Source organism: Streptomyces sp. NPDC003456 (genome assembly GCF_042878735.1).
Lineage (GTDB): Bacteria > Actinomycetota > Actinomycetes > Streptomycetales > Streptomycetaceae > Streptomyces.
In genome coordinates this window covers 1,059,507-1,082,278 of sequence record NZ_JBIAOK010000004.1, presented here as the reverse complement: position 1 = coordinate 1,082,278, position 22,772 = coordinate 1,059,507, and the positions used below count along the sequence as shown (strand labels likewise).

The window sequence follows — 22,772 nt, the reverse complement described above, 5'->3', positions numbered from 1 at the left end:
CCCGCCCCCCCCCCCCCCCCCCCCGCCGGGGGGGGGCGGGGGCGGCCCGCCCCCCCCCCCCCCCCCCCCCCCGCGGGGGGGGGCGGGCGCCCGCCCCCCCCCCCCCCCCCCCCGCCATGACCGGGGTGGCGCTCCCGACAAGCGTCAGGCCGCTTCCGGCTGCTTGCCGTCGTGCAGCGCGATCGCGCGCTGCATGGCCTTGCGGGCGCGCGGGGTGTCGCGGGCGTCGTGGTAGGCGACGGCGAGGCGGAACCAGGTGCGCCAGTCGTCGGGGGCCGCTTCCGTCTCCGCCTTGCGCCGGGCGAAGACCTCGTCGGCCGAGTCGCGGTCGATGCGCCCGCTGGGGGTCCGCTTCAGCTCGTCGACGGGCAGCCCGCCCTCGGCGTCGAGTTCGGCGGCCAGGGCGTTGGCCCGGCGGACGAACCGGGTGTTCTTCCACAGGAACCACAGGCCGATGCCCGGCAGGATCAGCACCGCCACCCCGAAGGTGACGGTGAGGGGCGTGCCGGTCTCGATGAGCAGGACGCCGCGGCTGCCGACCAGGACGAAGTAGACGACCAGGACGGCGGCCGTGAGGGCGTAGGTGAGCTTCGCGCGCATGTCGTTCAGGGGCTCAGTTCAGGTCCAGGAAGTGTTCCAGGCCGAAGGTCAGGCCCGGGGTGCCCACCACGCGGCGGGCGCCGAGCAGGATGCCCGGCATGAAGCTGCTGTGGTGGAGCGAGTCGTGCCGGACGGTGAGGGTCTCGCCCTCACCGCCGAGCAGGACCTCCTGGTGGGCGAGCAGGCCGCGCAGCCGCACGGCGTGCACGGGCACGCCGTCGACGTCGGCGCCGCGGGCACCGTCCAGGGCGGTGGCCGTGGCGTCCGGCGCCGGGGCCGTGCCGGCGGCGCGGCGGGCCTCGGCGATGAGCTGCGCGGTGCGCGTGGCCGTGCCGGAGGGGGCGTCGACCTTGTTCGGGTGGTGCAGCTCGACGACCTCGACGGACTCGAAGTACGGCGCGGCGAGCTGGGCGAACTTCATGGTCAGCACGGCCCCGATGGAGAAGTTGGGCGCGATGAGCACACCGGTCCGCGGGGACTTCTCCAGCCAGCCGTTCAGCTGCGCGAGGCGCTCGTCGTTCCAGCCCGTGGTGCCGACGACCGCGTGGATGCCGTGGCCGACGCAGAACTCGAGATTGGCCATCACCGAGTCGGGCGTGGTCAGTTCGACCGCGACCTGGGCGCCGGTGTCGGTGAGCGCCTCCAGGGCGTCGCCCCGGCCGAGGGCGGCGACCAGTTCCATGTCCTCGGCGGCTTCCACGGCCCGGACCGCCTCCGAGCCGATCCGGCCCTTGGCGCCGAGGACCGCCACGCGCAGCTTGCTCATCTCTTCTGCTTCTTTCACCAGGGGTTTGTCAGGCGACGGCGTCGTGCAGGCGGGCCGCCTGTTTGTCCTTCAGCGGGCCGATGACCGACAGGGAGGGCCGCCGTCCCAGGATCTCGCGGGCGACCTCGCGGACGTCGTCCGGGGTGACCGACGCGATGTGCGCCAGCATGTCGTCGACGGACATCTGCTCGCCCCAGCACAGCTCGCTCTTGCCGATGCGGTTCATCAGCGCGCCGGTGTCCTCCAGGCCGAGGACCGTGGAGCCCTGGAGCTGGCCGACGGCACGGGCGATCTCGTCGTCCGGGAGGCCGTGCTCGGCGACCTGGTCGAGCTCGTCGCGGCAGATCTTCAGCACGTCGTGCACCTGGGAGGGCCGGCAGCCCGCGTACACGCCGAACAGTCCGCAGTCGGCGAAGCCGGAGGTGTACGAGTACACGCTGTAGGCCAGGCCGCGCTTCTCGCGGACCTCCTGGAACAGGCGCGAGGACATGCCGCCGCCCAGGGCGGTGTTCAGCACGCCGAGGGCCCAGCGCCGCTCGTCGGTGCGGGACAGGCCCGGCATGCCGAGCACGACGTGGGCCTGCTCGGTCTTGCGGCCGACCAGCTCGACCCGGCCTGCGGTGCGCAGGGCGCGCGTGCCGCCGCGCGGGGCGACGGGTTCGGCGGCGAGGTCCCGGAAGGCCCCGGCCTTGTCGAAGGCGGCGCGGACCTGGCGGACGACCTTGGCGTGGTCGACGTTGCCGGCGCAGGCGACGACGAGGTGGGTCGGGTCGTAGTGCTTCTTGTAGAAGCGGCGGATGCGGTCGGCGGTGAGGGCGTTGACCGTGTCGACCGTGCCGAGGACCGGGCGGCCGAGGGCGTTGTCGCCGAACATCGTGTGCGCGAACAGGTCGTGCACGCAGTCGCCCGGGTCGTCCTCGGTCATGGCGATCTCTTCGAGGATGGCGCCGCGCTCGACGTCGACGTCCTCCTCGCGGATGAGCGAGCCGGTCAGCATGTCGCAGACGACGTCGATGGCGAGCGGCAGGTCGGTGTCGAGCACACGCGCGTAGTAGCACGTGTACTCCTTCGCCGTGAACGCGTTCATCTCGCCGCCGACCGCGTCGACGGCGGAGGAGATGTCGAGGGCGCTGCGCTTGTGCGTGCCCTTGAAGAGCAGGTGCTCGAGGTAGTGGGTGGCGCCGTTCAGCGCGGGGGTCTCGTCACGGGAGCCGACGTGCGCCCAGATGCCGAAGGTCGCGGAGCGGACCGAGGGCAGGGTCTCGGTGACGATGCGCAGGCCGCCGGGGAGGGTGGTCTTGCGCACGGTGCCGATGCCGTTCTCGCCCTTGATGAGGGTTTGGGTACGGGCGACGGCCCGCGCCTCCGAGGAGGTGCGGGCCGTCGCCTTGGACTCACGGGACGTCACTGGTCGGCGTCGTCCTTCTTCGTCTCGTCGCCTTCCTCGCCCTCGATCACGGGGATCAGGGAGAGCTTGCCGCGGGAGTCGATCTCGGCGATCTCGACCTGGACCTTCTGGCCCACGCCGAGGACGTCCTCGACGTTCTCCACGCGCTTGCCGCCGGCGAGCTTGCGGATCTGCGAGATGTGCAGCAGACCGTCCTTGCCGGGGAGCAGGGAGACGAAGGCGCCGAAGGTGGTCGTCTTCACGACCGTGCCCAGGTAGCGCTCGCCGACCTCGGGCATCGTCGGGTTGGCGATGCCGTTGATCGTGGCGCGGGCGGCCTCGGCGGCCGGGCCGTCGGCGGCACCGATGTAGATGGTGCCGTCGTCCTCGATCGTGATCTCGGCGCCGGTGTCCTCCTGGATCTGGTTGATCATCTTGCCCTTGGGGCCGATGACCTCGCCGATCTTGTCCACGGGGATCTTGACGGTGATGATCCGCGGGGCGTTGGGGGACATCTCGTCCGGGGTGTCGATCGCTTCCATCATCACGTCGAGGATGTGGAGGCGGGCGTCACGGGCCTGCTTCAGGGCCGCGGCCAGGACGGAGGCCGGGATGCCGTCCAGCTTGGTGTCGAGCTGGAGGGCGGTCACGAAGTCCTTGGTGCCGGCGACCTTGAAGTCCATGTCGCCGAAGGCGTCCTCCGCACCGAGGATGTCGGTGAGGGTGACGTAGTGCGTCTCGCCCTCGATCTCCTGGGAGATCAGGCCCATGGCGATACCGGCGACGGGGGCCTTCAGCGGCACACCGGCGTTCAGCAGCGACATGGTGGAGGCGCAGACCGAGCCCATGGACGTCGAGCCGTTGGAGCTCAGCGCCTCGGAGACCTGGCGGATCGCGTAGGGGAACTCCTCGCGCGTCGGCAGGACCGGCACCAGGGCGCGCTCGGCGAGGGCGCCGTGGCCGATCTCGCGGCGCTTCGGGGAGCCGACGCGGCCGGTCTCGCCGGTGGAGTACGGCGGGAAGTTGTAGTTGTGCATGTAGCGCTTGCGCGTCACCGGCGACAGCGTGTCCAGCTGCTGCTCCATGCGGAGCATGTTCAGCGTGGTGACGCCCAGGATCTGGGTCTCGCCGCGCTCGAACACGGCGGAGCCGTGGACCCGCGGGATGGCCTCGACCTCGGCGGCCAGGGTGCGGATGTCGGTGACACCGCGGCCGTCGATGCGCTTCTTCTCCTTGATGACGCGCTCACGGACCAGGGTCTTGGTCAGCGAGCGGTACGCGGCGGAGATCTCCTTCTCGCGGCCCTCGAACTCCGGCAGGAGCTTCTCGGCGGCGAGCTGCTTGACGCGGTCCAGCTCGGCCTCGCGCTCCTGCTTGCCGGCGATGGTGAGCGCCTGGGCCAGCTCGGGGCGGACGGCGGCGGTGAGCGCCTCGAGGACGTCGTCCTGGTAGTCCAGGAAGATCGGGAACTCGCCGGTGGGCTTGGCGGCCTTGGCGGCGAGGTCCGACTGTGCCTTGCACAGGACCTTGATGAAGGGCTTCGCGGCGTCGAGTCCGGCCGCGACGACCTCCTCGGTCGGCGCGTCGGCGCCGCCCTCGACCAGCTTGATGGTCTTCTCGGTGGCCTCGGCCTCGACCATCATGATCGCGACGTCGCCGTCCTCCAGGACGCGGCCCGCGACGACCATGTCGAAGACGGCGTCCTCGAGCTCGGTGTGCGTCGGGAAGGCCACCCACTGGCCGCGGATCAGCGCGACGCGGACGCCGCCGATCGGGCCGGAGAAGGGCAGGCCGGCCAGCTGCGTGGACGCCGAGGCCGCGTTGATCGCGACGACGTCGTACAGGTGGTCGGGGTTGAGCGCCATGATCGTGGCGACGACCTGGATCTCGTTGCGCAGGCCCTTCTTGAAGGACGGGCGCAGCGGGCGGTCGATCAGGCGGCAGGTGAGGATGGCGTCCTCGGAGGGACGGCCCTCACGGCGGAAGAAGCTGCCGGGGATCTTGCCGGCGGCGTACATCCGCTCCTCGACGTCCACCGTGAGGGGGAAGAAGTCGAGCTGGTCCTTGGGGTTCTTGGAGGCGGTGGTGGCCGACAGCACCATGGTGTCGTCGTCCAGGTACGCCACGGCGGAGCCGGCGGCCTGCTTGGCCAGGCGGCCCGTCTCGAAGCGGATGGTGCGGGTGCCGAACGTGCCGTTGTCGATGACGGCCTCGGCGTAGTGGGTCTCGTTCTCCACTAGTGATATCTCCTCGTCCTCGTCCCCGCTGCCCGTGTGGCAGGGGGACGGTTGCGGAGAAGCGCGCCGTGCTGTGCGGGCCGGTCTTCGATCGAAGCACCCGGGGTTCGCTCCTCCCGGGGGCCACTACCGAGGACCGGCGGCGGCTTGGTGCGCCTCTCCTCGTTCGTCTGACGCGATACGCCGTACCCATCCAGGTGAGGACGTATCACGCTGTGTCGCATCTTGCGTTGTGCTACCACACTACAAAGCGGGGGTGACACTCCGCACGTACAGCAAAGGGAGCGGTTCCCTTTTCCTGCCGGGAACCGCTCCCCTCACGGCGTCTTACTTGGCGCCCGCCGCACCGCGGCGGATGCCGAGGCGGTCGACCAGCGCACGGAAGCGCTGGATGTCCTTCTTCGCCAGGTACTGCAGGAGGCGGCGACGCTGACCCACCAGGATCAGCAGGCCACGACGCGAGTGGTGGTCGTGCTTGTGGGTCTTGAGGTGCTCGGTCAGGTCCGAGATGCGGCGCGAGAGCATGGCGACCTGGACCTCGGGGGAGCCGGTGTCGCCCTCCTTCTGGCCGAACTCGGTGATGATCTGCTTCTTCGTAGCGGCGTCGAGCGGCACGCGTACTCCTCATGGTCTGTGAATGGCCACCGAGTGCCCCCGGTCTGCATCTCGGGGGAGCTTCCGTGACTCGGAAGGCGGGATCCGCTGGGCGCGGCCTCCAGGGCGAGGGATCGCTCCGGGGGCGCGTACACAAACGGCCGTCGACCAGGGTAGCAGGCGGTGGGGGGAGGGTTCGCCGGGCGTCCTGCCGCTGCCCGGTCCGGGCCGCCGCACCGGCGCCTTGGCCGGCACCCGGCACCCGGCACCCGGCACCCGGCACCCGGGACCCGGGACATCGTCTCAGGTCATGACCGGCTCAGGTCAGCCGGTCATGGAGCGGACGTCGGTGAGGACGCCCAGGACGGCGAGGCACAGCGGGACCAGCGTGAGCAGCACGGCCCCCTCCGCGAGGTCGAGGAAGCGGCCCCAGAACGGGGACAGGCCCTTGCGCGGGACGACGAGCCCGACCGCGGTGACCAGCGCGGCGCCCGCCGCGACGGCCGCGGTCAGCCAGACCGTGCGCGCGTCCAGCGCCCCGCGGTCGTCGTGGAGCACGAACTCGGCCAGGGCGTCCCCCGGCGGGTTCAGCGCGAGGCCGATCATCAGCAGGGCGACGGCCGCGATGCCCGCCACCAGCACGCACACCACCTGCGAGGTGTAGCGGAACAGGCGCGCCCGGATCAGCATGGCCAGCCCGGCCGCCAAGGCCAGCAGCTGCCCCCACAGGTCGTCCGAGAAGCCCAGGACCGCGGCGGAGGCGATGACGACGGCCGCGGTGCCGCCGACCAGTCCCAGCAGCATCTCGTGCCCCCGCCGGGCCTGTGCCGCGATCCGCTCGGCGTCCAGCGGCTCCTCGTCGGGGCCCTGCCCGGGTTCCGGGTCGAAGTCGTCCTGGGCCGCCGAACGGGGTGGGGCGTAGCCGATGGGCAGGCGCGCGAACCGGGCGGACATGCCGGGCAGGAAGGCGACCAGGCCGATCGCGGCGGGGGCGCACACGGCCGCGGTCGCCGTGGCCGAGGCGCCGGCGACGATGGCGGTGAACGTGGCCAGCGTCCCCACCGCCGCGACGAAGGTGGCCGCCACGAAGGGCGCGTCCGAGGACGGGGACAGGGCGGCCAGCACCACCGAGGCCACGAGCACGGTCACGCAGCCCAGCATGAACTGGAGCTTGCCCGGCCCGTGGCCGGCCTGGGGGCCGACGATGCCGGAGCCGGCGATCATCAGCAGCGGCAGCGCCGAGAGCCCGAGGGCGGCGGCGGACGCCCGGTCCGCGTAGACCCGCGCGCGGACGCCGGCGAACGCGGTGAGGAGCAGGCCGATGCCGCCGGCGAGGATGCCGGGCAGTCCGCTCATGTCGTGGCGCACCGGGTCGGCGTGCCAGAGGACGAAACCGCTCAGCAGCACCAGCAGTGCGCCGCCGGCCAGCCCGGCGGCGCGCAGCAGGTCGTCGCTCCACAGGTGGCGGTCCCGTACGACGGCCGAGGCGACGGCGTCCGAGACGTCGTCGTGGACGGCGGGCGGGAGCGACTCGGCGAAGGGGCGCAGGCTCAGCACCTCACCGTCCAGGACGCGCTCGTCGGCCAGCGTGCGCGCCGCATCCAGCACCCTGCCGTCCCGGCGGACCAGGTGATAGCCCGTCGGGGTGCCGGCGGGCTGGGTCTGCCCCGTCAGGCGCAGGATCTCCGGGTAGACCTCGGCCACCGCCAGGTCCGTCGGCAGCGCCACGTCGATGCGGCTGTCGGGAGCCACGACGGTGACGCGGCAGAACCCTGTTGCCGTGGTCGAACTCACCTTCACTGACCCCCTGCTTCGCGGATGCGTACGCTGCGGTGCGTCACCCTACCGACAAGCACCGTCGGTCGTGCCGAGTAGGATCTCCGGGCAGCGCGGGACGGCCGGTACCACGGGGGTGCGGGTACGCAAGGGCCCGTCGGAGCAGGGGGATCGGCCTCGGTGAGCCAGATCGTCGTCAAGCGTCCGCCTCGTGCGCTGCCCCCCGAAGTGCCTTCTGAGGAACTGCGATTGGAAGCTCCTCCCGAGCTGCCGCGCGGGCAGCAGGAGGGCGTGCTGATGCAGGTGCTGCCGACGCTCGGCATGGGCTCGTCGGTGGTGTTCTACTTCGCGTCGCCCAACGCCCATCCGTTCATGCGGATCATGGGTGTGGTGATGCTGGTGTCGACGGCCGCCATGGTGGTCGCCCAGATCGTCCGCTACCGCCGGGGTACGCAGGGGCAAATGGCCGATGTGCGGCGGGACTACCTGCGCTACCTCGCCCAGACGCGCCGCCGGATCCGGCGCACCGCGCTGCGCCAGCGCGACGCGCAGCTGTATCTGCACCCCGCTCCGGACCAGTTGTGGGCCGTGGTCGCCGAGGGCAGCCGCGTGTGGGAGCGGCGGCTCGGTGACGGCGACTTCGGGCAGGTGCGGCTCGGACTGGGACCGCAGCAACTGGCCACTCCCCTGGTCGCGCCGGACACCGCGCCCGTGGACGAGCTGGAGCCGCTGTGCGCGGGGGCCATGCAGCGCTTCCTCGCCGTGCACGGCCAGTTGGACGCCCTGCCGGTGGCCGTGTCGCTGCGCGCCTTCTACCACGTCACGGTGTCCGGTGAACCGGAATGCGCCCGCTCCACCGCCCGCGCGCTGGTGGCGCAGGCGGTCACCCTGCACTCCCCCGACGACCTGGTCGTGGCCGTGGTGGCCGCGCCCGCGGCGGTGGAGCGCTGGGACTGGACCAAGTGGCTGCCGCACAGCCAGGTGGCCGGGCAGGTGGACGGGGCGGGCACCCGGCGTCTGTTCGGGGACGACCTCGGCGAGTTGGAGGCCCTGCTCGCCCCCCGGCTGGAGGGCCGGCCGAGGTTCAGCAGGGAGGGCCGCCCGCTGCTGGACCAGCCGCACGTGCTGGTGGTGCTGGACGGCGGCATGGTGCCGCCCACGTCGGCGTTCGCCGCCGCGGAGGGCCTGCAGGGCGTCACCGTGGTCGAGGTGGTCGCCGGTGAGCTGGACCAGCCGCGCGGCGACCTCTCGGTCGTCGTGCGCCCGGACCGTCTGTGGCTGGACTCCGGTGGCGGCATCGCCTACGAGGGCACGCCGGACGGCATGCCGCCGACCGCGGCCGAGGCGCTGGCCCGTCAGCTCGCGCCCCTGCGCATGGGTGGCGGTGACGACGACGAACCCCTGCTGTCCAACCTGGACTTCACCGACCTGCTCGGACTGGGCGACGCCGCCTCGGTCGACGTCCGGCGCACCTGGCGCCCCCGCTCCACGCCCGAGCGGCTGCGGGTGCCGATCGGCGTCGGCGAGGACGGCCGGCCGGTGATGCTGGACCTGAAGGAGGCCGCCCAGGACGGCATGGGGCCGCACGGCCTGTGCGTGGGCGCCACGGGTTCCGGCAAGTCCGAGCTGCTGCGGACCCTGGTGCTGGGACTGGCCGTCACGCACTCGTCCGAGACGCTCAACTTCGTGCTGGCCGACTTCAAGGGCGGCGCGACCTTCGCCGGCATGGCCCAGCTGCCGCACGTCGCCGCGGTCATCACCAACCTGGCCGACGACCTGACCCTGGTCGACCGCATGGGCGACGCCGTACGCGGCGAACTGCAGCGCCGACAGGAGCTGCTGCGGTCGGCCGGCAACTACGCCAACCTCCACGACTACGAGAAGGCGCGCGCCGCGGGCGCCCCGCTCGAACCGCTCGCCTCGCTCGTCCTGGTGATCGACGAGTTCAGCGAACTGCTCACCGCCAAGCTCGACTTCATCGACATGTTCATCCAGATCGGCCGCATCGGCCGGTCGCTGGGCGTGCATCTGCTGCTGGCCTCCCAGCGGCTGGAGGAAGGGCGGCTGCGGGGGCTGGACACCTACCTGTCGTACCGCATCGGCCTGCGTACGTTCTCGGCGGCCGAGTCCCGTGCCGCGCTGGGTGTTCCGGACGCGTACCACCTGCCGTCCGTGCCCGGCTCCGGCTATCTGAAGTTCGGCACGGAGGAGATGGTGCGGTTCAAGGCCGCCTATGTGTCGGGCGTCCACCGCACGGGCGGGCCGGACGCCTCGGCGAGCCGGCTGTCCGTGGAGCGGCGGCCCGCGCTGTTCACGGCCACGCCCGTGCCGGTGACGTACGCGGCCCCCGAACCGGGCCGGGACCCGCAGCCGCGGGGGGAGGACGACGCCCTCGCCGACACCGTGCTGGACGTGATCGTGCAGCGGCTGGAGGGTCAGGGGGTGCCGGCGCACCAGGTGTGGCTGCCGCCGCTGGACCGGGCCCCGGCGCTGAACGATCTGCTGCCGGCCCTGGCCGTCACCGACCGGCGCGGCGCGCACGCCGCCGAATACACGCGGCTCGGCGGGCTGACGGTCCCACTCGGACTGATCGACAAGCCGTACGAGCAGCGGCGCGACGTCCTGTACCAGGACTTCTCCGGCGCCGCGGGGCACATGATGGTGGTGGGCGGCCCCCAGTCGGGCAAGTCCACCCTGCTGCGCACGCTCGTCTCCTCGTTCGCACTCACCCACACGCCCCACGAAGTGCAGTTCTACTGCCTGGACTTCGGCGGTGGCGGCCTCACCGCGGTGAACGACCTGCCGCACGTCGGCGGGGTGGCGTCCCGGCTCGATCCCGAGCGGGTGCGGCGCACGGTCGCGGAGGTGGCGGGCATCCTCAACCGGCGCGAACGGTTCTTCCGCAGCCACGGCATCGACTCGATCGCCACCTACCGGCGCCGCCGCGCGGCCGGTGACCTGCCCGGCGAGGTCTGGGGCGACGTCTTCCTGGTCGTCGACGGCTGGGGCACGTTCCGCAACGACTACGAGGGGCTGGAAGGCGTCGTCCACGACATCGCCGGGCGGGGCCTCGGCTACGGCGTGCACGTGGTGCTCTCCGCGTCGCGGTACATGGAGGTGCGCGCGGCGCTCAAGGACCAGATCCTGGGCCGGCTGGAGCTGCGGCTGGGCGACGCCATGGACTCCGAGTTCGACCGCAAGGTCGCGCTGAACGTCCCCGCGGGCGTGCCGGGACGCGGCCAGGTCCCGCAGAAGCTGCACTTCATGACCGCGCTGCCGCGCATCGACTCGCAGTCCGAGGTCGACAGCCTTCCGCAGGCGACGGCCCAGCTCGTGCGGACGGTGAGCGGCGGCTGGCAGGGACCGCCCGCCCCCGCGGTGCGGCTGCTGCCGCGCAAGCTGCCCGCCGACCAGCTGCCCAAGGGGTTCGAGTTCCCGCAGCACGGCATCGCCATCGGCATCGACGAGGCCGCTCTGGAACCGGTCTTCGTCGATTTCGACACGGACCCGTTCCTGCTCGTGTTCGGCGACAGCGAGTCGGGCAAGACCAACCTGCTGCGGCTGATCGCCAAGCAGATCGCCGAGCGCTACACGCCAGCCGAGGCGCGCATCGTGGTCGGCGACTACCGGCGCACCATGCTGGAGGCGGTCTCCGAGGATCACCTGCTGGAGTACGCGCCCATGGCGTCGGCCATGCAGGTGCACATGGACGCCATCGGCCAGTTCATGGAGCGGCGGGCGCCCAAGCCGGACATCACCCCGCAGCAGTTGCGCGACCGCAGCTGGTGGAGCGGCCCGCAGCTGTTCGTCGTCGTCGACGACTACGAACTGGTCGCGTCCGGCTCCGGCAACCCGATGACCCAGCTCGTGGAGCACCTGCCGTTCGCCCGGGACGTGGGCGTCAAGTTCATCGTCGCGCGCAGCTCGGCGGGCGCCTCGCGGGCCATGTACGAGTCGTTCCTGCAGCGGCTGAAGGAGCTCGGCGCGCAGGGCGTGATCCTTTCGGGTGATCCGAGCGAGGGCGACATCCTGGGCAGCGTACGGGCGCGCCCCATGCCTCCCGGACGTGGCGTGTTCGTGTCACGCAAGCGCGGGACGCCGCTGATTCAGGTGGGCTTGCTTCCGCAACGCCACTAGGGTGATCGGACCCGGACGCCGAAACGGGGGCGTGCGGAGAGAACGGGGAGGTTGCAGCGGTGAGTTCGCACGGGGGCGGCGGCGCGCCGGACACGGGCAGGGCGTTCGACACGTTGTCGGGGGTGAACCCCGCGATGGCGCTGGACATCCAGCACAAGGCCATGGCGGGCTTCAAGAAGCGCGTCGACGACCTGCTGCGGGAGCTGGGCGAGTCGGAGGCAGCACCGGCCAAGGTCGGCCGGGACCGCCTGCAGCGGGCCCAGTTGGGCTCCGCGGAGTTCAAGGAGGCGCAGTTCCTCTACGACTCGTACGCCGTCGTCCACGACGAACTGGAGAAGCTGTCCAAGGCCCTGGGCACGCAGATCGAGAGCATGGGGCTGGCGGTGCACGCCTCGCGGGTGGGCTACGAGAACCTCGACGCGGACATCAAGGCGCGGATGAGGGCGGTCAACGCGGAGGCGGAGAAGTACTACGTGGCGGGCCGGGACCCGTACGCGGAGCGGCCGGCGGGTACGACCGATGCGACCGGTGCGACCGGTGCGACGGGTGAGACCGGTACCGGTGGTACGAGAGGCGCTGCCGGCACGCCGGAACCCTCCACCACCGAGGCGGGAGAGTACTGATGGCCGGGCAGACAGGCCGCGGAACACCGCAGCCGGGGCGTACGGACTTCGAGTCCATGACGCACGAGCAGTTGGCGGCGCTGCTGGACTCGGCGAGCTCGGCTGGCGCGTCCCAGCTGGCGACGAAGCTCGCCAAGGCCTCGTCGACGATCACGAAGATCGGCGACGACCTCATGACGTACGTCAAGGGCCTCGAATGGCAGGGCGAGGGCGGCGACGCCTTCCGCGACTGGGGCGGGCAGAGCGCGGCGGCGACCCTGCGTCTGGGCCAGTACGCGGAAGTCGCCTCCCGCTGGATGGCGACGGTCGCCCAGGCGGTGGCAGAGGCGAAGGCGTCCATGCCGGCCACGTCCGAGACCACCCGGGCCGAGGCGGACCTGGCCAACGCGCGCAAGGCCTTCGCCACGACGCAGGAGCCGGGCGCACGGAACGACCCCGACGCCCGCAAGCTGGCCCAGACGGCCCAGTCCGACGCGGCGGCGGCACAGCAGCGCATGGAGGCGACGCGGGCGGAGGCGATCCAGCAACTGCGGAAGCTGGCGCAGACGTATGAGTACTCGGCGCAGCAGGTGAACAGCGTGGAACCACCTACGTTTGCGCCGCCGGCCAACCACTTGCCTCCTGGCGCTTGGCAAACTCCGGAACACTACGTCCCCCTGGAGGCAGGCGGCCCCGGTTCGACGACCGGGGCAAGCTCCCATCCCGCCGGCAACGTCCAGAAGAGCGAAGTACCCAACCCGACGGGCACAGGCACTACTGACAGGCAAACAGCCCTTACCTCCTCGTCTAGATCGCAGCATGCTCAACCACAGCCCGCTGCCATGAATATTGATGGTGTCACTTCCCTAGCCGAGACGCCGAACACTGCGCCTCTCAGCACAACTGTGCCGCAGAACGGAAGTGGGCCGCGTCTGGATGGCTCTTATCCCGTACAGCCGGTCCTCGGCCAGCCGATGAGGACCGGCCAGGTGAGGGTGCCGGGGCCCCAAAGCCCTCCACGGACTCCAGCACAAGTCCGTCCCTCCCTCCTTCCGGGACAGACAGGCGCCAACGGTAGCTTCCCCCGTCATCCGCGCGAAACCGGCATCATCGGTGGCCGCCCGGTATCCCCCAACGCCGGTCGGCCCTCAACCGGGCTACCACGAGGAACGGTCATTGGTGGGGACCCAAGTCAAGGACGCATGCCGCTTGGGCCTGTGGCCTCTCCCAGCAGCAACATGGGCGCAGGCAGTGCCTCGGGGCAGAGCACAGCACATGGACCTCGGCGACTTGCTGAAACCGGTGGCGTCGTGGGCAGTAGACCGGTTCAACCGGGCGGCACCAGCCCACGACCTTTTGCCGCCGGTGGCGCCGGTCTGGTCCGCCCACAGAAGGCCACGGATCCAAGTAACGGTTCAGTTGCCGGTCGGGCCGGAGGCACTGTGAACTCGATTCCAAAATCTGCCTTCCGTCGCGACATCCAGCAGGGTCAGAGTCAGCGGCGGCCGGATTACCTCGTTGAAGACGACGAGACTTGGGCCAGCACTCTCCGCCGCACCGTTCCTCCCGTCGTTGACTGAGCCGTCGGGGCACCTCGTTCAGGGAAGGCACATGTACAGCAGGAATCGCGCACGGCGCCCCTTTTCAGCAGCATCGGCAGCTCTCGGCCTGCTGCTGGTCGGCGTTGCCGCTACGCCCGCCCACGCTGAGTCGGTACGCGACAGGCAGTGGCACCTCGACGCCATGCACGCCGACGAGATGTGGCAGGTCAGTACGGGACGTGGCATCACCGTGGCAGTCATTGATTCCGGTGTCGACGACACCGTCGCCGACCTGACAGGCCAGGTCCTAGCTGGGAAAGACTTTTCCGATCAGCAGGGCGACGAGCATACCGACATCGACAATCACGGAACAGGCATGGCTGCACTCATCGCGGCCACTGGAGAGCGCGGCTACCTACACGGTTCTCACGGCTTGGCGCCAGGATCCAAAATCCTTCCCGTCCGGATGCGTTACAGCACGGAGGACTACGGGCAAGTCGACAGCCGTGCGCAGTACGCCCATGTGCTGAGTGAGGCAATTCGTTACACCGCGCACTCTGAGGCCCGAATTATCAACATCTCAATGGGAGTCGCAAACACCCCCGGCAGGCAGAACGCCGGAACACCCGAACTCGCCTCGGCTGTCCGATACGCAATTGCCAAAGGGAAGCTGATTTTCGCCGCCGTGGGAAACACCGGCGATAAGGACAACTCCATGCTATTTCCTGCAGCCACTCCCGGCGTCGTAGGCGTGGCGGCAACCGACAAGAACGGTAGGTCTCTGCAGCAATCCCAAAAGGGCCCCCAGGTCGACCTCGCCGCCCCTGGCGATGGCATCATCAACGCATGTACGGGAGGCACTCAGCTTTGTACAGGTAGTGGTACGAGTGCCGCCTCAGCGCTGGCGTCAGCTTCTGCCGCGCTTATCTGGGCCCAGCACCCCGACTGGACAAACCACCAGGTGCTGCGAGTCTTGTTGAATACCGCCGGAAAGCCGAAGAGCGGCGCTAACCGCACAGACTCCATCGGCTACGGCATTGTCCGTCCGCGAATCGCTTTGAAGACCCCTGGCAACTTGGGGCCCGCGGACGAGTACCCAATGGCCGACTTGGCTGCGGCAGCCTCTCAGGGACCGCCGAACGAGGCTTCACCGTCCGCGGGCCTGGGAGGCGACCGCACCGCGATCGTCAAACCGAAGCCAACGAGTACCGCCTCCGTTGAAGGTGACGGCGTCGACAGTTCGTGGCTGGCTCTGGGCATGGCAGCAGCCGCACTTCTCACAGCCGCAGTCACAATCCCCACTCTTCGAGCCCGGCGCCGACGTTCGGCCTCGGTACGGGTGGACCCGGCGCCCCCTCCTCTCACGCCGCCGTATCAAAGCCACACCTACAGCCCTTCGCTGGGGCACGGCTCATCGTCTTCGCCCGCCAGCGGTAGCGAACAGAGCCAGCGCCCTTGAAGCAAGGGGCCTAGCAGGATCAACTGTCAGTGACAGCACGCAAGGGATCAACGTGTCATTCGACGAGATGTGGGGCCAAGCCCGAAGCGACGCACTTGCGCGACAGAGAAGCAGCATGCGACTCAACCAAGTATCGAGCTCCGGGCGCGGTGGAGAAAACGGCAGCGACTACACGGTGACTTCTCCCGACCTGAAGTCCGTCGGTAACGAGGCGCAAGAGCTTTATCACGGCTTTGAGAGAGATGCGTTCCACGCAGGAGCCAACACCTACACAGCCGCGAACAACCTCAACGAGGATAACTTCAAGATCGGCTCGGCCTTGTGGACTGCGTGGGATACCTGGCGCAGCCAGGCGGAAGCACTACTGAGCGCCTGCGGTCACATCCATAATCACCTTGAGGTTACGGTCTCGACGCATGTGAGAGGCGAAGAGGCGCTAGTCACAAACCTGTCCGCCGAACAAATCGACAAGCACTTCAAGTAGGTAGGGCTGCATTGTGCTGACCTTCGAGCACCTTTTGACCGTCCGTCTAGGCAGCCTCCAAGAGTCGGTCGACGACTGGACTGAGACAGTGGCAAAGCTCGAAAAATTGGAGGAACAAGCAAGGAAAGGACTCCTCAGAAAGGCTGGCAAAGCGGACTGGAAAGGCGAGAATGCTGGCGTCACCCTGCCCTTCGTGAGGAAGACCGCGAAGGAATTCAGTGATGCAACGTCGGAGGCTCGAAGCATTCGAAACATCCTTCGTGACGCTCTGGCCGAGTTCGAGAAGGCGAAGAAGACCCTTAAAGAGGTCGTCGACGGGGCAAGCGGAAAGGGACTGCGCATCACCCCGGACGGCAACGTCGAGCACCTGATCCATCCCGAGCGCCGGGAAAAAGACTTCACAGGCCCGGAACCCTCCGAAGAGGACTTCGGCAAGGTGCGGAGCGACATCAAGACGGCCATCGCCAAAGCCAACGAGGCCGATGAGACTGCCTCGCGGGCCCTGCTCGCCCTTGTAGGCAAGGACAAGCACAACTTCGCCGGCACCAACTATGACTCCCTCAAGCAAGCGGGCAGGGCGCAGGATGCCCAGGACGCCACGGCGGCCGCCAAGATCGTCGCCAAGGGAGACGACGCCAGTCCCGGAGAAATCGCCCGCTTGAACAAGTACTTCAAAGAGAACAGGGGTGACCAATACTTCGCCGAGCGCTTTGCCCTCGAGGTCGGAGTCAAGGGCAACCTGGAGTTCTGGGCCGACATGGGCGACCCGAGTGACGGTTCCAGGCTAGCTATGGAGCACCCCAGAAGGATCAGAGAACTTCAGGAGAACTGGAGCCTGACGCTGGCCGCTGCAACGCACTCCGACAGCACAGAGATGACACGATGGAAGTCGGAGATGATCAAGGTCGGCGGTGACGTCATTCACACCCGGGGGACATCGGCGTACGGTTTTCAGGTTATGAGCAACCTCATGCGCGAGGGAACGTACGACAAGAGGTTCCTCCATGACTTCGGCCATGCTGTCGTTGTTACCGAACGACGAATTACCGGCGATGGAGGGATTTCGCCGAATCAAGCTTGGAATTCAGGGCCGGCTATGAGCCCGAAACTGAATTGGGCCGGTAAAGATACGGGTTCAGATCCTATGGCTGGCTACCTGGAGGCGCTCGGCCATAATCCCGAGGCATCACTACAGTTCTTCAACGGTTCAACCAAGATGGAAGGTGAAAAACTAAGCAACTGGGACTATTTCTTGGGTGATGGCAAACAGGCCCGCGACTGGCCAATAGGAGTGGACGGGAAGGCAACAGGATTCGACAACCTCGGTCACGCCCTTGAGTCAGCCACCCTGGGTTACGCATATGACGAGAAGAACCCAGGTGTCCCACCCACGAAGACAGCAGAACAGATAAGCGAGCGCGAGGCACGTACAGCACTGGTCTCGAAGATCGTAGAAAACTACAGCTCGGCAGATTCAATCGACAAACATTCGGGAGTGCGCGACAGCCTGGCGAACATTGCGGCCGGTCACATCGACAGCCTCAGTTACTCCATGGCTAACTGGGGTGGTAGTGGTGAGCTGACCGATAGAGACAGTCTGTTCAATCAAGACGACAAGCACCTTCGGGACATAGGTGAGTCCAGTACGGCCAACTTCCTGAGGTCCCTTGCCTCCGACAAGGATTCCTACAGCACCGTCTCAGCGGCACAACAGACTTATGGCGCAAGCCTCATGGCAGCACAGGGAGACCATCGGAGTAATGCGCTTGATGCAGGACTTCACAGCGTCTCAATGCACGGACTCCTGGATCAAGCAAGGTCTGAAAGCATCGGGGAGGAATTCGCTGAGAAGGCGAAGGAACGAAACAAGGAATTGGAAAAACAGGGCGAATGGCGCAATTTCGCGGCTGGCGCGACCGTAGGTGTGGTTGTAGGCGTAGCGTCCGAACTCATCATTCCCACAAGAGCAGCTGCCGCTATCGCTGTCCCGCTGGCTTTCGAAGTTGCTGGTGGCGCCGCTGAGACATACATGGCAACGCAGACAATCGATTGGCTTGATGAGAATGAGTTCAAGAATGACCAACAAGCTGTGGAAGGCATTCAAAAGGCCAGACTGGATGGACAGCGCAACGCCATGACTCCTCTTCTTAACTATGCCGATCAGCACGATATGTCACCAACGGAGGTGCGGGAATTGGTCCGCCGAGCTCGCGGAACTTACCACGATGGCGGAGAATATGCCGACACCGATGATGTTCGGGGGTGGTGATGATGCGGAGAATGTTCTCTTCTTTCCTATCGCTATCTGTCTTGTTCAGCCTTGGGGCATGCACCGTGGAGAATTCCTCCGAACAAGAAGACCGAGAAGCAACTGCATGCAAGAAACTCCTCGGCGCATCCGGCGTAAGTTGGGTACAAAGTAGGACTCGCGGAGAAACGGGCGTTTCATCTTCGACCGAGAGCTTGGGGAGCGCCAAGTCCCTGTTCCACAAGCAGGCGAAATCCTGGGTATCCTCAAGCGAGAGAATCCCCGTCTTCGCTGACTCCGAACTGTGTCGGATTGTGGAAAAGTCACAGCCCTCAGCAGGCAGCCTTTCGATTAGGTACGGCGCTTCCGTCACGGCGTTTGATCACTCCTTCGGCGGAGCCGAAGTCGTGACTCTCATCAACAGCGACGTCAAGCTAGTGCACGGCAAGGGCTCATCCGGAAAGCGCAAATACTTCGTATATGTGAGATGCCAGGTAGAAGGCGCGTCGGCCGATCAGAAGGACGAAGTCCCTCTGGAAGGGGTTTTGACGGACACCCTCACCAGCTCAGGTAGCGCTGACGAACACCTGAAATATCTCTTGCGCTCCGCTAGTGAAGTGCTTCCAGCATTCCAGTGCCAAAACAATCCGCATGTACCAACAACGGTTCCTCCCCGCACCGAGTGAGGCTGCAACCCCGGCCACTCCACGGCCGCCTGGAGCGCCGGCTTCGACACTCGGCCGCTGCCTCCGTCACCGTTCGATGCGGCCATTCAGTGTCTAATGCTGGTCTGTCAAGTCTGAGATGCGTAGGGGGCGAGTCCCAACTACAGGCTCGCCCCCTCCACGTTCCGCGCTGTGAACCGTGTGTCAGCTCATCAGCATGCGGAAGCGGGCCGCGTTGCCCTTGTCCGTGTCCTGGTAGCCGAGGACCGAGTCGTCCAGGAGCTGGGCGATGCGGGCCAGCTTCTGGCACATCTGGTCCATCTCCGTGCTGCTGCTGCGCTGGATCTCGCCGTAGGCGGTCTTCGCCTCGCCTTCCCACGTCTCGGCGACGGCCTTGACCTTGCGCATGAGGGTCTCGAGGCCCTCGTTCAGCTCCCGCGCGGTCTTGCGGACGTCGATCGCGGCCTGGGTGACGGTGTCGTAATTGACGGCGGTGCGGTCGTAGTTGACGCTCATGGTGCGTACTCCTCGAAGGCGTTGGGCGCGCTGGTCAGGCGAGGTCGGTGATGCGGCTGGAGACCTGGTACGAGTTGTCCACCTTGCGGATCTCCGAGACGCGCGACTGCTCGTGCTCGCTGAAGCCCTTGACGCTCATCCGCATGACGTCCTCGAGGTCGACAAGGTTGTCCTGGAGCTTCTTCAGGTGCTGGTTCACACCGCGCTGCACGGCGTCGAACTCCTTGCCGGCCGCGCCCTGCCAGCCCGACTGGATCATGTCCACGACCGTGTTGAGGGAGGTCACGCGGCTGCTCACGTCCCGGTGGAAGTCCCGGATCTTGTCTGCGAGGTCGGTCAGATCCTGGTCGCTGTAATCGACACTCATGGTCTCTTGCCCTCCTGTAGAAACACCGCCTGGCGGGCAAGACTCGCTCCGAAACCCCGCGCGACGCGTGGTCGCAGCGTCGCACCGCCCCCGTGCCGTACCACACTTGTGGCACGTGGGAGCACTCTAGTCACTCGGTTCGAGGGTTCCAACTGCAAAGCCACTCAGGGGTAGTTCGTGGCCAGTATGGTGACTGGCGATCGTTGCTGAGCAGTCGAAGGGATCTCCGCCATGGCCGGTGTGCCGGACGAGGACGTCAAAGCACGCAAGGAGCGGGAGCGGGACGAGCTGTACGGGCTCGACATCTCGGGCGTGGAGTGGCATTGCGCTCCGGGAACGGAGGAGCACGAGGAACGCGTGGAGATCGCCTACCTCCCCCACGGAGCCGTGGCCATGCGCTCGTCGCTCGACCCGGACACCGTGCTGCGGTACACGGAGGCCGAGTGGCGCGCCTTCGTACTCGGGGCGCGTGACGGCGAATTCGATCTGGAGCCGGCGCCGGGCGGCGGCGTCACCGCCTCCTGACGACGCTTGTCGCCCTGTGGTGCGTGAGGGGCATCAGGGGCCGCCGCGGCGGCGCCGGTGCAGATCTCGCAGGACCACGGCCGCGCCCGTGACCACCACGACCAGGGTCACGGCGACGCCCAGGGCGTAGGCGGCATACCGCTCGTCGCGTTCCGCCGGGGTCTCGGCCAGGGAGAACGGCGCCACATCCGGCGCCTCGGCCCTGGCCACCCCCGGGTCGGGGGCCGGGGACGACGGCGGGTCGGCCAGGTCGGGCTCCTGGACGGCGCGGACCGGGTCGACCACGCCCCAGCCGACGAAGTCGTCACGGCCGTTGACGGACCGCTCGGCCGTGCGCTCGATCTGCGTGACGATCTGCGCCGGTGACCACGTGGGGTGCTTCTCCTTCAGCAGGGCCGCCACCCCGGCGACGAACGGCGCCGAGAAGCTCGTACCGCTGTCGGTGCACTGCCCGCCACCGGGGACGGTGGAGACGATGTCGACGCCCGGTGCGGCGACCCCGACGAAGCTGCCGGGCTGCGAGAAGGCCGCGCGTTCGTTGTTCCGGTCCGAGGACGCCACGGCGAGGACGCCGTCGAAGGCCGCCGGGTACGTCTCCTTGGGCTTGCCGTCCAGGCCGTCGTTGCCCGCGGACGCGACCACGACCACGTCTTTGTCGAGGGCCTCGCGCACGGCCCGGGCCAGTCCGGACGACCCGGACAGGGGCTGGGTGGTGTCCTGGGAGATGTTGATGACGTCGGCGCCCTGGGCGACCGCGTGGGTGATGGCCTGGGCCATCGTGTCGGAGTCGCCGTTGCTGTCGGCGTCGTTCTGGCGGATGGGGATGATGGTGGCCGCCGGGGCGAGGCCGACGAAGCCGGTGCCGTCGGCCGGGCGGGCGGCGATGATGCCGGCCACCTTGGTGCCGTGGCCCACCTCGTCCTCGGTCGGGTCGCCGCCCTTGTCCAGCAGGTCGCGGCCGGCCGCCTTGTCGACGGCTCCGGCCAGCTGCCGGTTCGTGTCGTCGACGCCGGTGTCGATGACGGCGACCCGCACCCCCTTGCCCTTCTCGGTGCCCTCCCACAGTTCGTCCAGCAGCACGCGCTGCAACGACCAGGGGCGTGCCGTGAACTTCTGCTTGCTGGGGAACGTGCACGCCCCGCTGCCCGCCAGCCCGGTGGGCGCTCGCAGTCCCTCCGGCGCCGGAGCGGCGGGGTCGGGCGTGGGCGGGCAGGCGCTCAGGGCCGTGAGCGCGAGCGCCGCGGTGAGCAGCACGGTCTTCGTCGGGCGCACCGGTGCGGAGCTCCTGTTCTTCGGTGCCCGGCAGGAGGGCACGCCGTCGGGGCGGGACGGCACGGGTCACGAACCCTGGGGCTGGCGGGCGCTGTTGGTGTCGAGCCGCGGGCCCTTGGCCAGGAACTCCGACCACACGAGCGGCACCTTGGCCGGCCGGACGTTCTGGTAGCCGAGCTTGACCTGGGCCTCGCTCGGCTCCGGGCTTCCGTCCGACGGCTTCCGGTCGCCGTCGGCACCGATCTCCGACGTGTCGGCGTCGCTGTCCCCGTTGGCCTGGACGGCGTAGCGCAGACCGGTGTCGGTGACCAGGAAGAGGGCACCGGACTCGGTGGCGGACCCCTGGATCTGCGTGTACAGCAGCCCTGTTCCGGGCGTGGCGTAGGTGCTGGTGCCGTCCGATGTGATCCGGGCCGGGTAGTCCTTGCCGGCCCAGGTGCTGAGCGTGGTGGCGCCGTTCTCGTCCACCGCGCGCAGGACGCTGCACACCGTGTCACGCCCGTCCCCGGACGCGGAGTTGACCTGGTGGAGGCGGCGGTCCGGCCAGTCGGCCCGCTGGCCCTCGAAGGGCTCGGGGTCGGCCGTGAAGTCCTGCAGGCCGACGCTGCGGGCCTTGCCGTTCATGTCGAGCCGGGCGGTCTGAGGGGAGTTGATGAGCAGCCAGGCGGTGAACTCGCTGACGGGCTGCACCTTGCCCGGCAGGACGACGTGGAACCTCGTCCCCTCGCCCGTCTCGGTCTCCAGTACCGTGCCGACGCGGTTCTCGTCGGCCGACAGGGCGCCCGGGACGTTCGCGGGGGAACCGACACCGGGCGGCAGCTGCGGGAAGGCGATCGCGTCGCCCGTGTGCAGGGTCGCCAGCCACTCCTTGGTGACGAGCTGCGGCTCGCGCGACCCGACGAGCGTCTCGGTGAGCGGGTCCGACTCGGTGCCCGTCACGGGGTAGGCGCTTCCCCCGGATTCCACCAGGTAGCGCCGGCCCGTCCGGGTCTTCACGTACAGCGCCTCCCCGCCGGTCAGCCGGTCGCGGCCGTCGGTCTTCGCCGCCTCCCCGGACGCCAGGACGAACGTCGCCTCCTGGACGGTGTCGCCCTTGCCGCCGGGCTGTTCGCACACCGCCCAGCGCTTGGCCCGGCCGGCCTCCTCGGGCGAGGGCAGCCGGTCGGGTGCGTAGGGGATGCCGAGGATGGGGCCGCGCGGTGGCTTGCCGGCGTCGAGGATGTCGTCGCTCACCTGGATGACCTGGTAGCTCGCGTCGTTCATGAGCAGCCGGGCGGAGGCCAGGTTCAGGACGGGGTGCAGCCGGGTGGTGCCGTCCGTCTTCAGGACGACGTACCGGGTGGTCGACTGTTTGCCCACGATGACCCGGGTGCCGGGCTTGTCCCAGCCGGAGGGCGCGGTGGGCTGGAACATCCCCCAGGCGCCGAAGGCGGCCAGGGTCAGGGCGCCGGCGACCAGGCTCGGCACGACCGCTCGCAGCGGTTTCGGAGCGCCCTCCTCCGTCCCGGTCGGGGAGGGCTGGAGGAAGGCCGCCAGCAGGCGCCGCTTCGCGAACGTGTAGGCGTTGAGCTCGTCCCGCCGTGATGCCATCAGTGA

18 protein-coding genes are annotated in these 22,772 nt (G+C 68.6%); 8 read left to right on the top strand and 10 right to left on the bottom strand.

Translation table 11 applies throughout. From position 1 onward, the window contains the following. Positions 1-144: 144 nt before the first annotated feature. The 6 genes from ACFYWG_RS21035 to eccD form a co-directional block, all read right to left on the bottom strand. Positions 145-600, bottom strand: a complete 456-nt coding sequence (locus tag ACFYWG_RS21035) for a hypothetical protein (RefSeq protein ID WP_376332837.1) — start codon at positions 598-600, stop codon at positions 145-147. 13 nt (positions 601-613) lie between these two features. Then, positions 614-1,366: a 4-hydroxy-tetrahydrodipicolinate reductase gene (gene dapB / locus ACFYWG_RS21030; protein WP_376332835.1), complete on the bottom strand. Its 753-nt coding sequence runs from the start codon at positions 1,364-1,366 to the stop codon at positions 614-616. Between the two features lie 28 nt (positions 1,367-1,394). Continuing rightward, complete coding sequence (locus tag ACFYWG_RS21025; RefSeq protein ID WP_389202734.1) at positions 1,395-2,774, bottom strand: M16 family metallopeptidase; 1,380 nt, start codon at positions 2,772-2,774, stop codon at positions 1,395-1,397. Next, positions 2,771-4,990 (bottom strand): polyribonucleotide nucleotidyltransferase, encoded by a 2,220-nt coding sequence (locus ACFYWG_RS21020; protein WP_383504171.1) that lies wholly within the window; start codon positions 4,988-4,990, stop codon positions 2,771-2,773. The genes ACFYWG_RS21025 and ACFYWG_RS21020 overlap by 4 nt, the downstream gene beginning before the upstream one ends. A 327-nt stretch (positions 4,991-5,317) precedes the next feature. After that, the gene (gene rpsO, locus ACFYWG_RS21015) at positions 5,318-5,605 is read right to left on the bottom strand and encodes a 30S ribosomal protein S15 (RefSeq protein ID WP_003993372.1); all 288 of its coding nucleotides are present in this window, start codon (positions 5,603-5,605) and stop codon (positions 5,318-5,320) included. Between the two features lie 303 nt (positions 5,606-5,908). Next, positions 5,909-7,378, bottom strand: coding sequence for a type VII secretion integral membrane protein EccD (eccD, locus tag ACFYWG_RS21010; RefSeq protein ID WP_389202731.1), 1,470 nt, complete (start codon positions 7,376-7,378; stop codon positions 5,909-5,911). Between the two features lie 162 nt (positions 7,379-7,540). Here eccD and eccCa point away from each other — a divergent pair, with 162 nt between their 5' ends. The 7 genes from eccCa (at position 7,541) to ACFYWG_RS20975 (ending at position 18,517) form a co-directional block, all read left to right on the top strand. Next, positions 7,541-11,497 carry a type VII secretion protein EccCa gene (gene eccCa / locus ACFYWG_RS21005; RefSeq protein WP_389202729.1) on the top strand — a complete coding sequence of 1,319 codons (3,957 nt, stop codon included), beginning with the start codon at positions 7,541-7,543 and terminating at the stop codon, positions 11,495-11,497. Positions 11,498-11,556: 59 nt separating this feature from the next. Next, the gene (locus ACFYWG_RS21000; RefSeq protein WP_389202727.1) at positions 11,557-12,120 is read left to right on the top strand and encodes a hypothetical protein; all 564 of its coding nucleotides are present in this window, start codon (positions 11,557-11,559) and stop codon (positions 12,118-12,120) included. 56 nt (positions 12,121-12,176) lie between these two features. Then, the gene (locus tag ACFYWG_RS20995; protein ID WP_389202725.1) at positions 12,177-13,679 is read left to right on the top strand and encodes a hypothetical protein; all 1,503 of its coding nucleotides are present in this window, start codon (positions 12,177-12,179) and stop codon (positions 13,677-13,679) included. 31 nt (positions 13,680-13,710) lie between these two features. Beyond that, on the top strand, positions 13,711-15,099 hold the full coding sequence (mycP, locus tag ACFYWG_RS20990) for a type VII secretion-associated serine protease mycosin (RefSeq protein ID WP_389202723.1): 1,389 nt from the start codon (positions 13,711-13,713) through the stop codon (positions 15,097-15,099). 115 nt (positions 15,100-15,214) lie between these two features. Further along, positions 15,215-15,583, top strand: a complete 369-nt coding sequence (locus tag ACFYWG_RS20985; protein WP_389202721.1) for a hypothetical protein — start codon at positions 15,215-15,217, stop codon at positions 15,581-15,583. 13 nt (positions 15,584-15,596) lie between these two features. Continuing rightward, positions 15,597-17,852 carry a hypothetical protein gene (locus ACFYWG_RS20980; protein ID WP_389202719.1) on the top strand — a complete coding sequence of 752 codons (2,256 nt, stop codon included), beginning with the start codon at positions 15,597-15,599 and terminating at the stop codon, positions 17,850-17,852. 386 nt (positions 17,853-18,238) lie between these two features. Continuing rightward, the gene (locus tag ACFYWG_RS20975) at positions 18,239-18,517 is read left to right on the top strand and encodes a hypothetical protein (RefSeq protein ID WP_389202717.1); all 279 of its coding nucleotides are present in this window, start codon (positions 18,239-18,241) and stop codon (positions 18,515-18,517) included. Between the two features lie 183 nt (positions 18,518-18,700). Here the strand turns inward: ACFYWG_RS20975 and ACFYWG_RS20970 are convergent, their stop codons facing one another. Both ACFYWG_RS20970 and ACFYWG_RS20965 read right to left on the bottom strand, forming a co-directional pair. Beyond that, positions 18,701-19,012 carry a WXG100 family type VII secretion target gene (locus ACFYWG_RS20970; RefSeq protein ID WP_369193424.1) on the bottom strand — a complete coding sequence of 104 codons (312 nt, stop codon included), beginning with the start codon at positions 19,010-19,012 and terminating at the stop codon, positions 18,701-18,703. Between the two features lie 34 nt (positions 19,013-19,046). Continuing rightward, positions 19,047-19,379, bottom strand: coding sequence for a WXG100 family type VII secretion target (locus tag ACFYWG_RS20965; protein ID WP_376332813.1), 333 nt, complete (start codon positions 19,377-19,379; stop codon positions 19,047-19,049). 231 nt (positions 19,380-19,610) lie between these two features. Here ACFYWG_RS20965 and ACFYWG_RS20960 point away from each other — a divergent pair, with 231 nt between their 5' ends. Next, positions 19,611-19,904 carry a DUF397 domain-containing protein gene (locus ACFYWG_RS20960; protein ID WP_376332811.1) on the top strand — a complete coding sequence of 98 codons (294 nt, stop codon included), beginning with the start codon at positions 19,611-19,613 and terminating at the stop codon, positions 19,902-19,904. Between the two features lie 33 nt (positions 19,905-19,937). Here ACFYWG_RS20960 and mycP (ACFYWG_RS20955) read toward each other — a convergent pair whose 3' ends face one another. Both mycP (ACFYWG_RS20955) and eccB read right to left on the bottom strand, forming a co-directional pair. Next, on the bottom strand, positions 19,938-21,176 hold the full coding sequence (gene mycP / locus ACFYWG_RS20955; protein WP_389202713.1) for a type VII secretion-associated serine protease mycosin: 1,239 nt from the start codon (positions 21,174-21,176) through the stop codon (positions 19,938-19,940). Positions 21,177-21,242: 66 nt separating this feature from the next. Further along, positions 21,243-22,766 carry a type VII secretion protein EccB gene (gene eccB, locus ACFYWG_RS20950; RefSeq protein WP_389202710.1) on the bottom strand — a complete coding sequence of 508 codons (1,524 nt, stop codon included), beginning with the start codon at positions 22,764-22,766 and terminating at the stop codon, positions 21,243-21,245. Positions 22,767-22,772 lie beyond the last annotated feature (6 nt).

Coding starts and splice junctions, on each gene's coding strand:
- dapB (WP_376332835.1), bottom strand. CDS start 1,366: ATGAGCAAGCTGCGCGTGGCGGTCCTCGGCGCCAAGGGCCGGATCGGC.
- ACFYWG_RS20960 (WP_376332811.1), top strand. CDS start 19,611: ATGGCCGGTGTGCCGGACGAGGACGTCAAAGCACGCAAGGAGCGGGAG.
- ACFYWG_RS20970 (WP_369193424.1), bottom strand. CDS start 19,012: ATGAGCGTCAACTACGACCGCACCGCCGTCAATTACGACACCGTCACC.
- ACFYWG_RS21035 (WP_376332837.1), bottom strand. CDS start 600: ATGCGCGCGAAGCTCACCTACGCCCTCACGGCCGCCGTCCTGGTCGTC.
- ACFYWG_RS20985 (WP_389202721.1), top strand. CDS start 15,215: ATGCGACTCAACCAAGTATCGAGCTCCGGGCGCGGTGGAGAAAACGGC.
- eccB (WP_389202710.1), bottom strand. CDS start 22,766: ATGGCATCACGGCGGGACGAGCTCAACGCCTACACGTTCGCGAAGCGG.
- ACFYWG_RS20965 (WP_376332813.1), bottom strand. CDS start 19,379: ATGAGTGTCGATTACAGCGACCAGGATCTGACCGACCTCGCAGACAAG.
- mycP (WP_389202723.1), top strand. CDS start 13,711: ATGTACAGCAGGAATCGCGCACGGCGCCCCTTTTCAGCAGCATCGGCA.
- ACFYWG_RS20995 (WP_389202725.1), top strand. CDS start 12,177: ATGACGCACGAGCAGTTGGCGGCGCTGCTGGACTCGGCGAGCTCGGCT.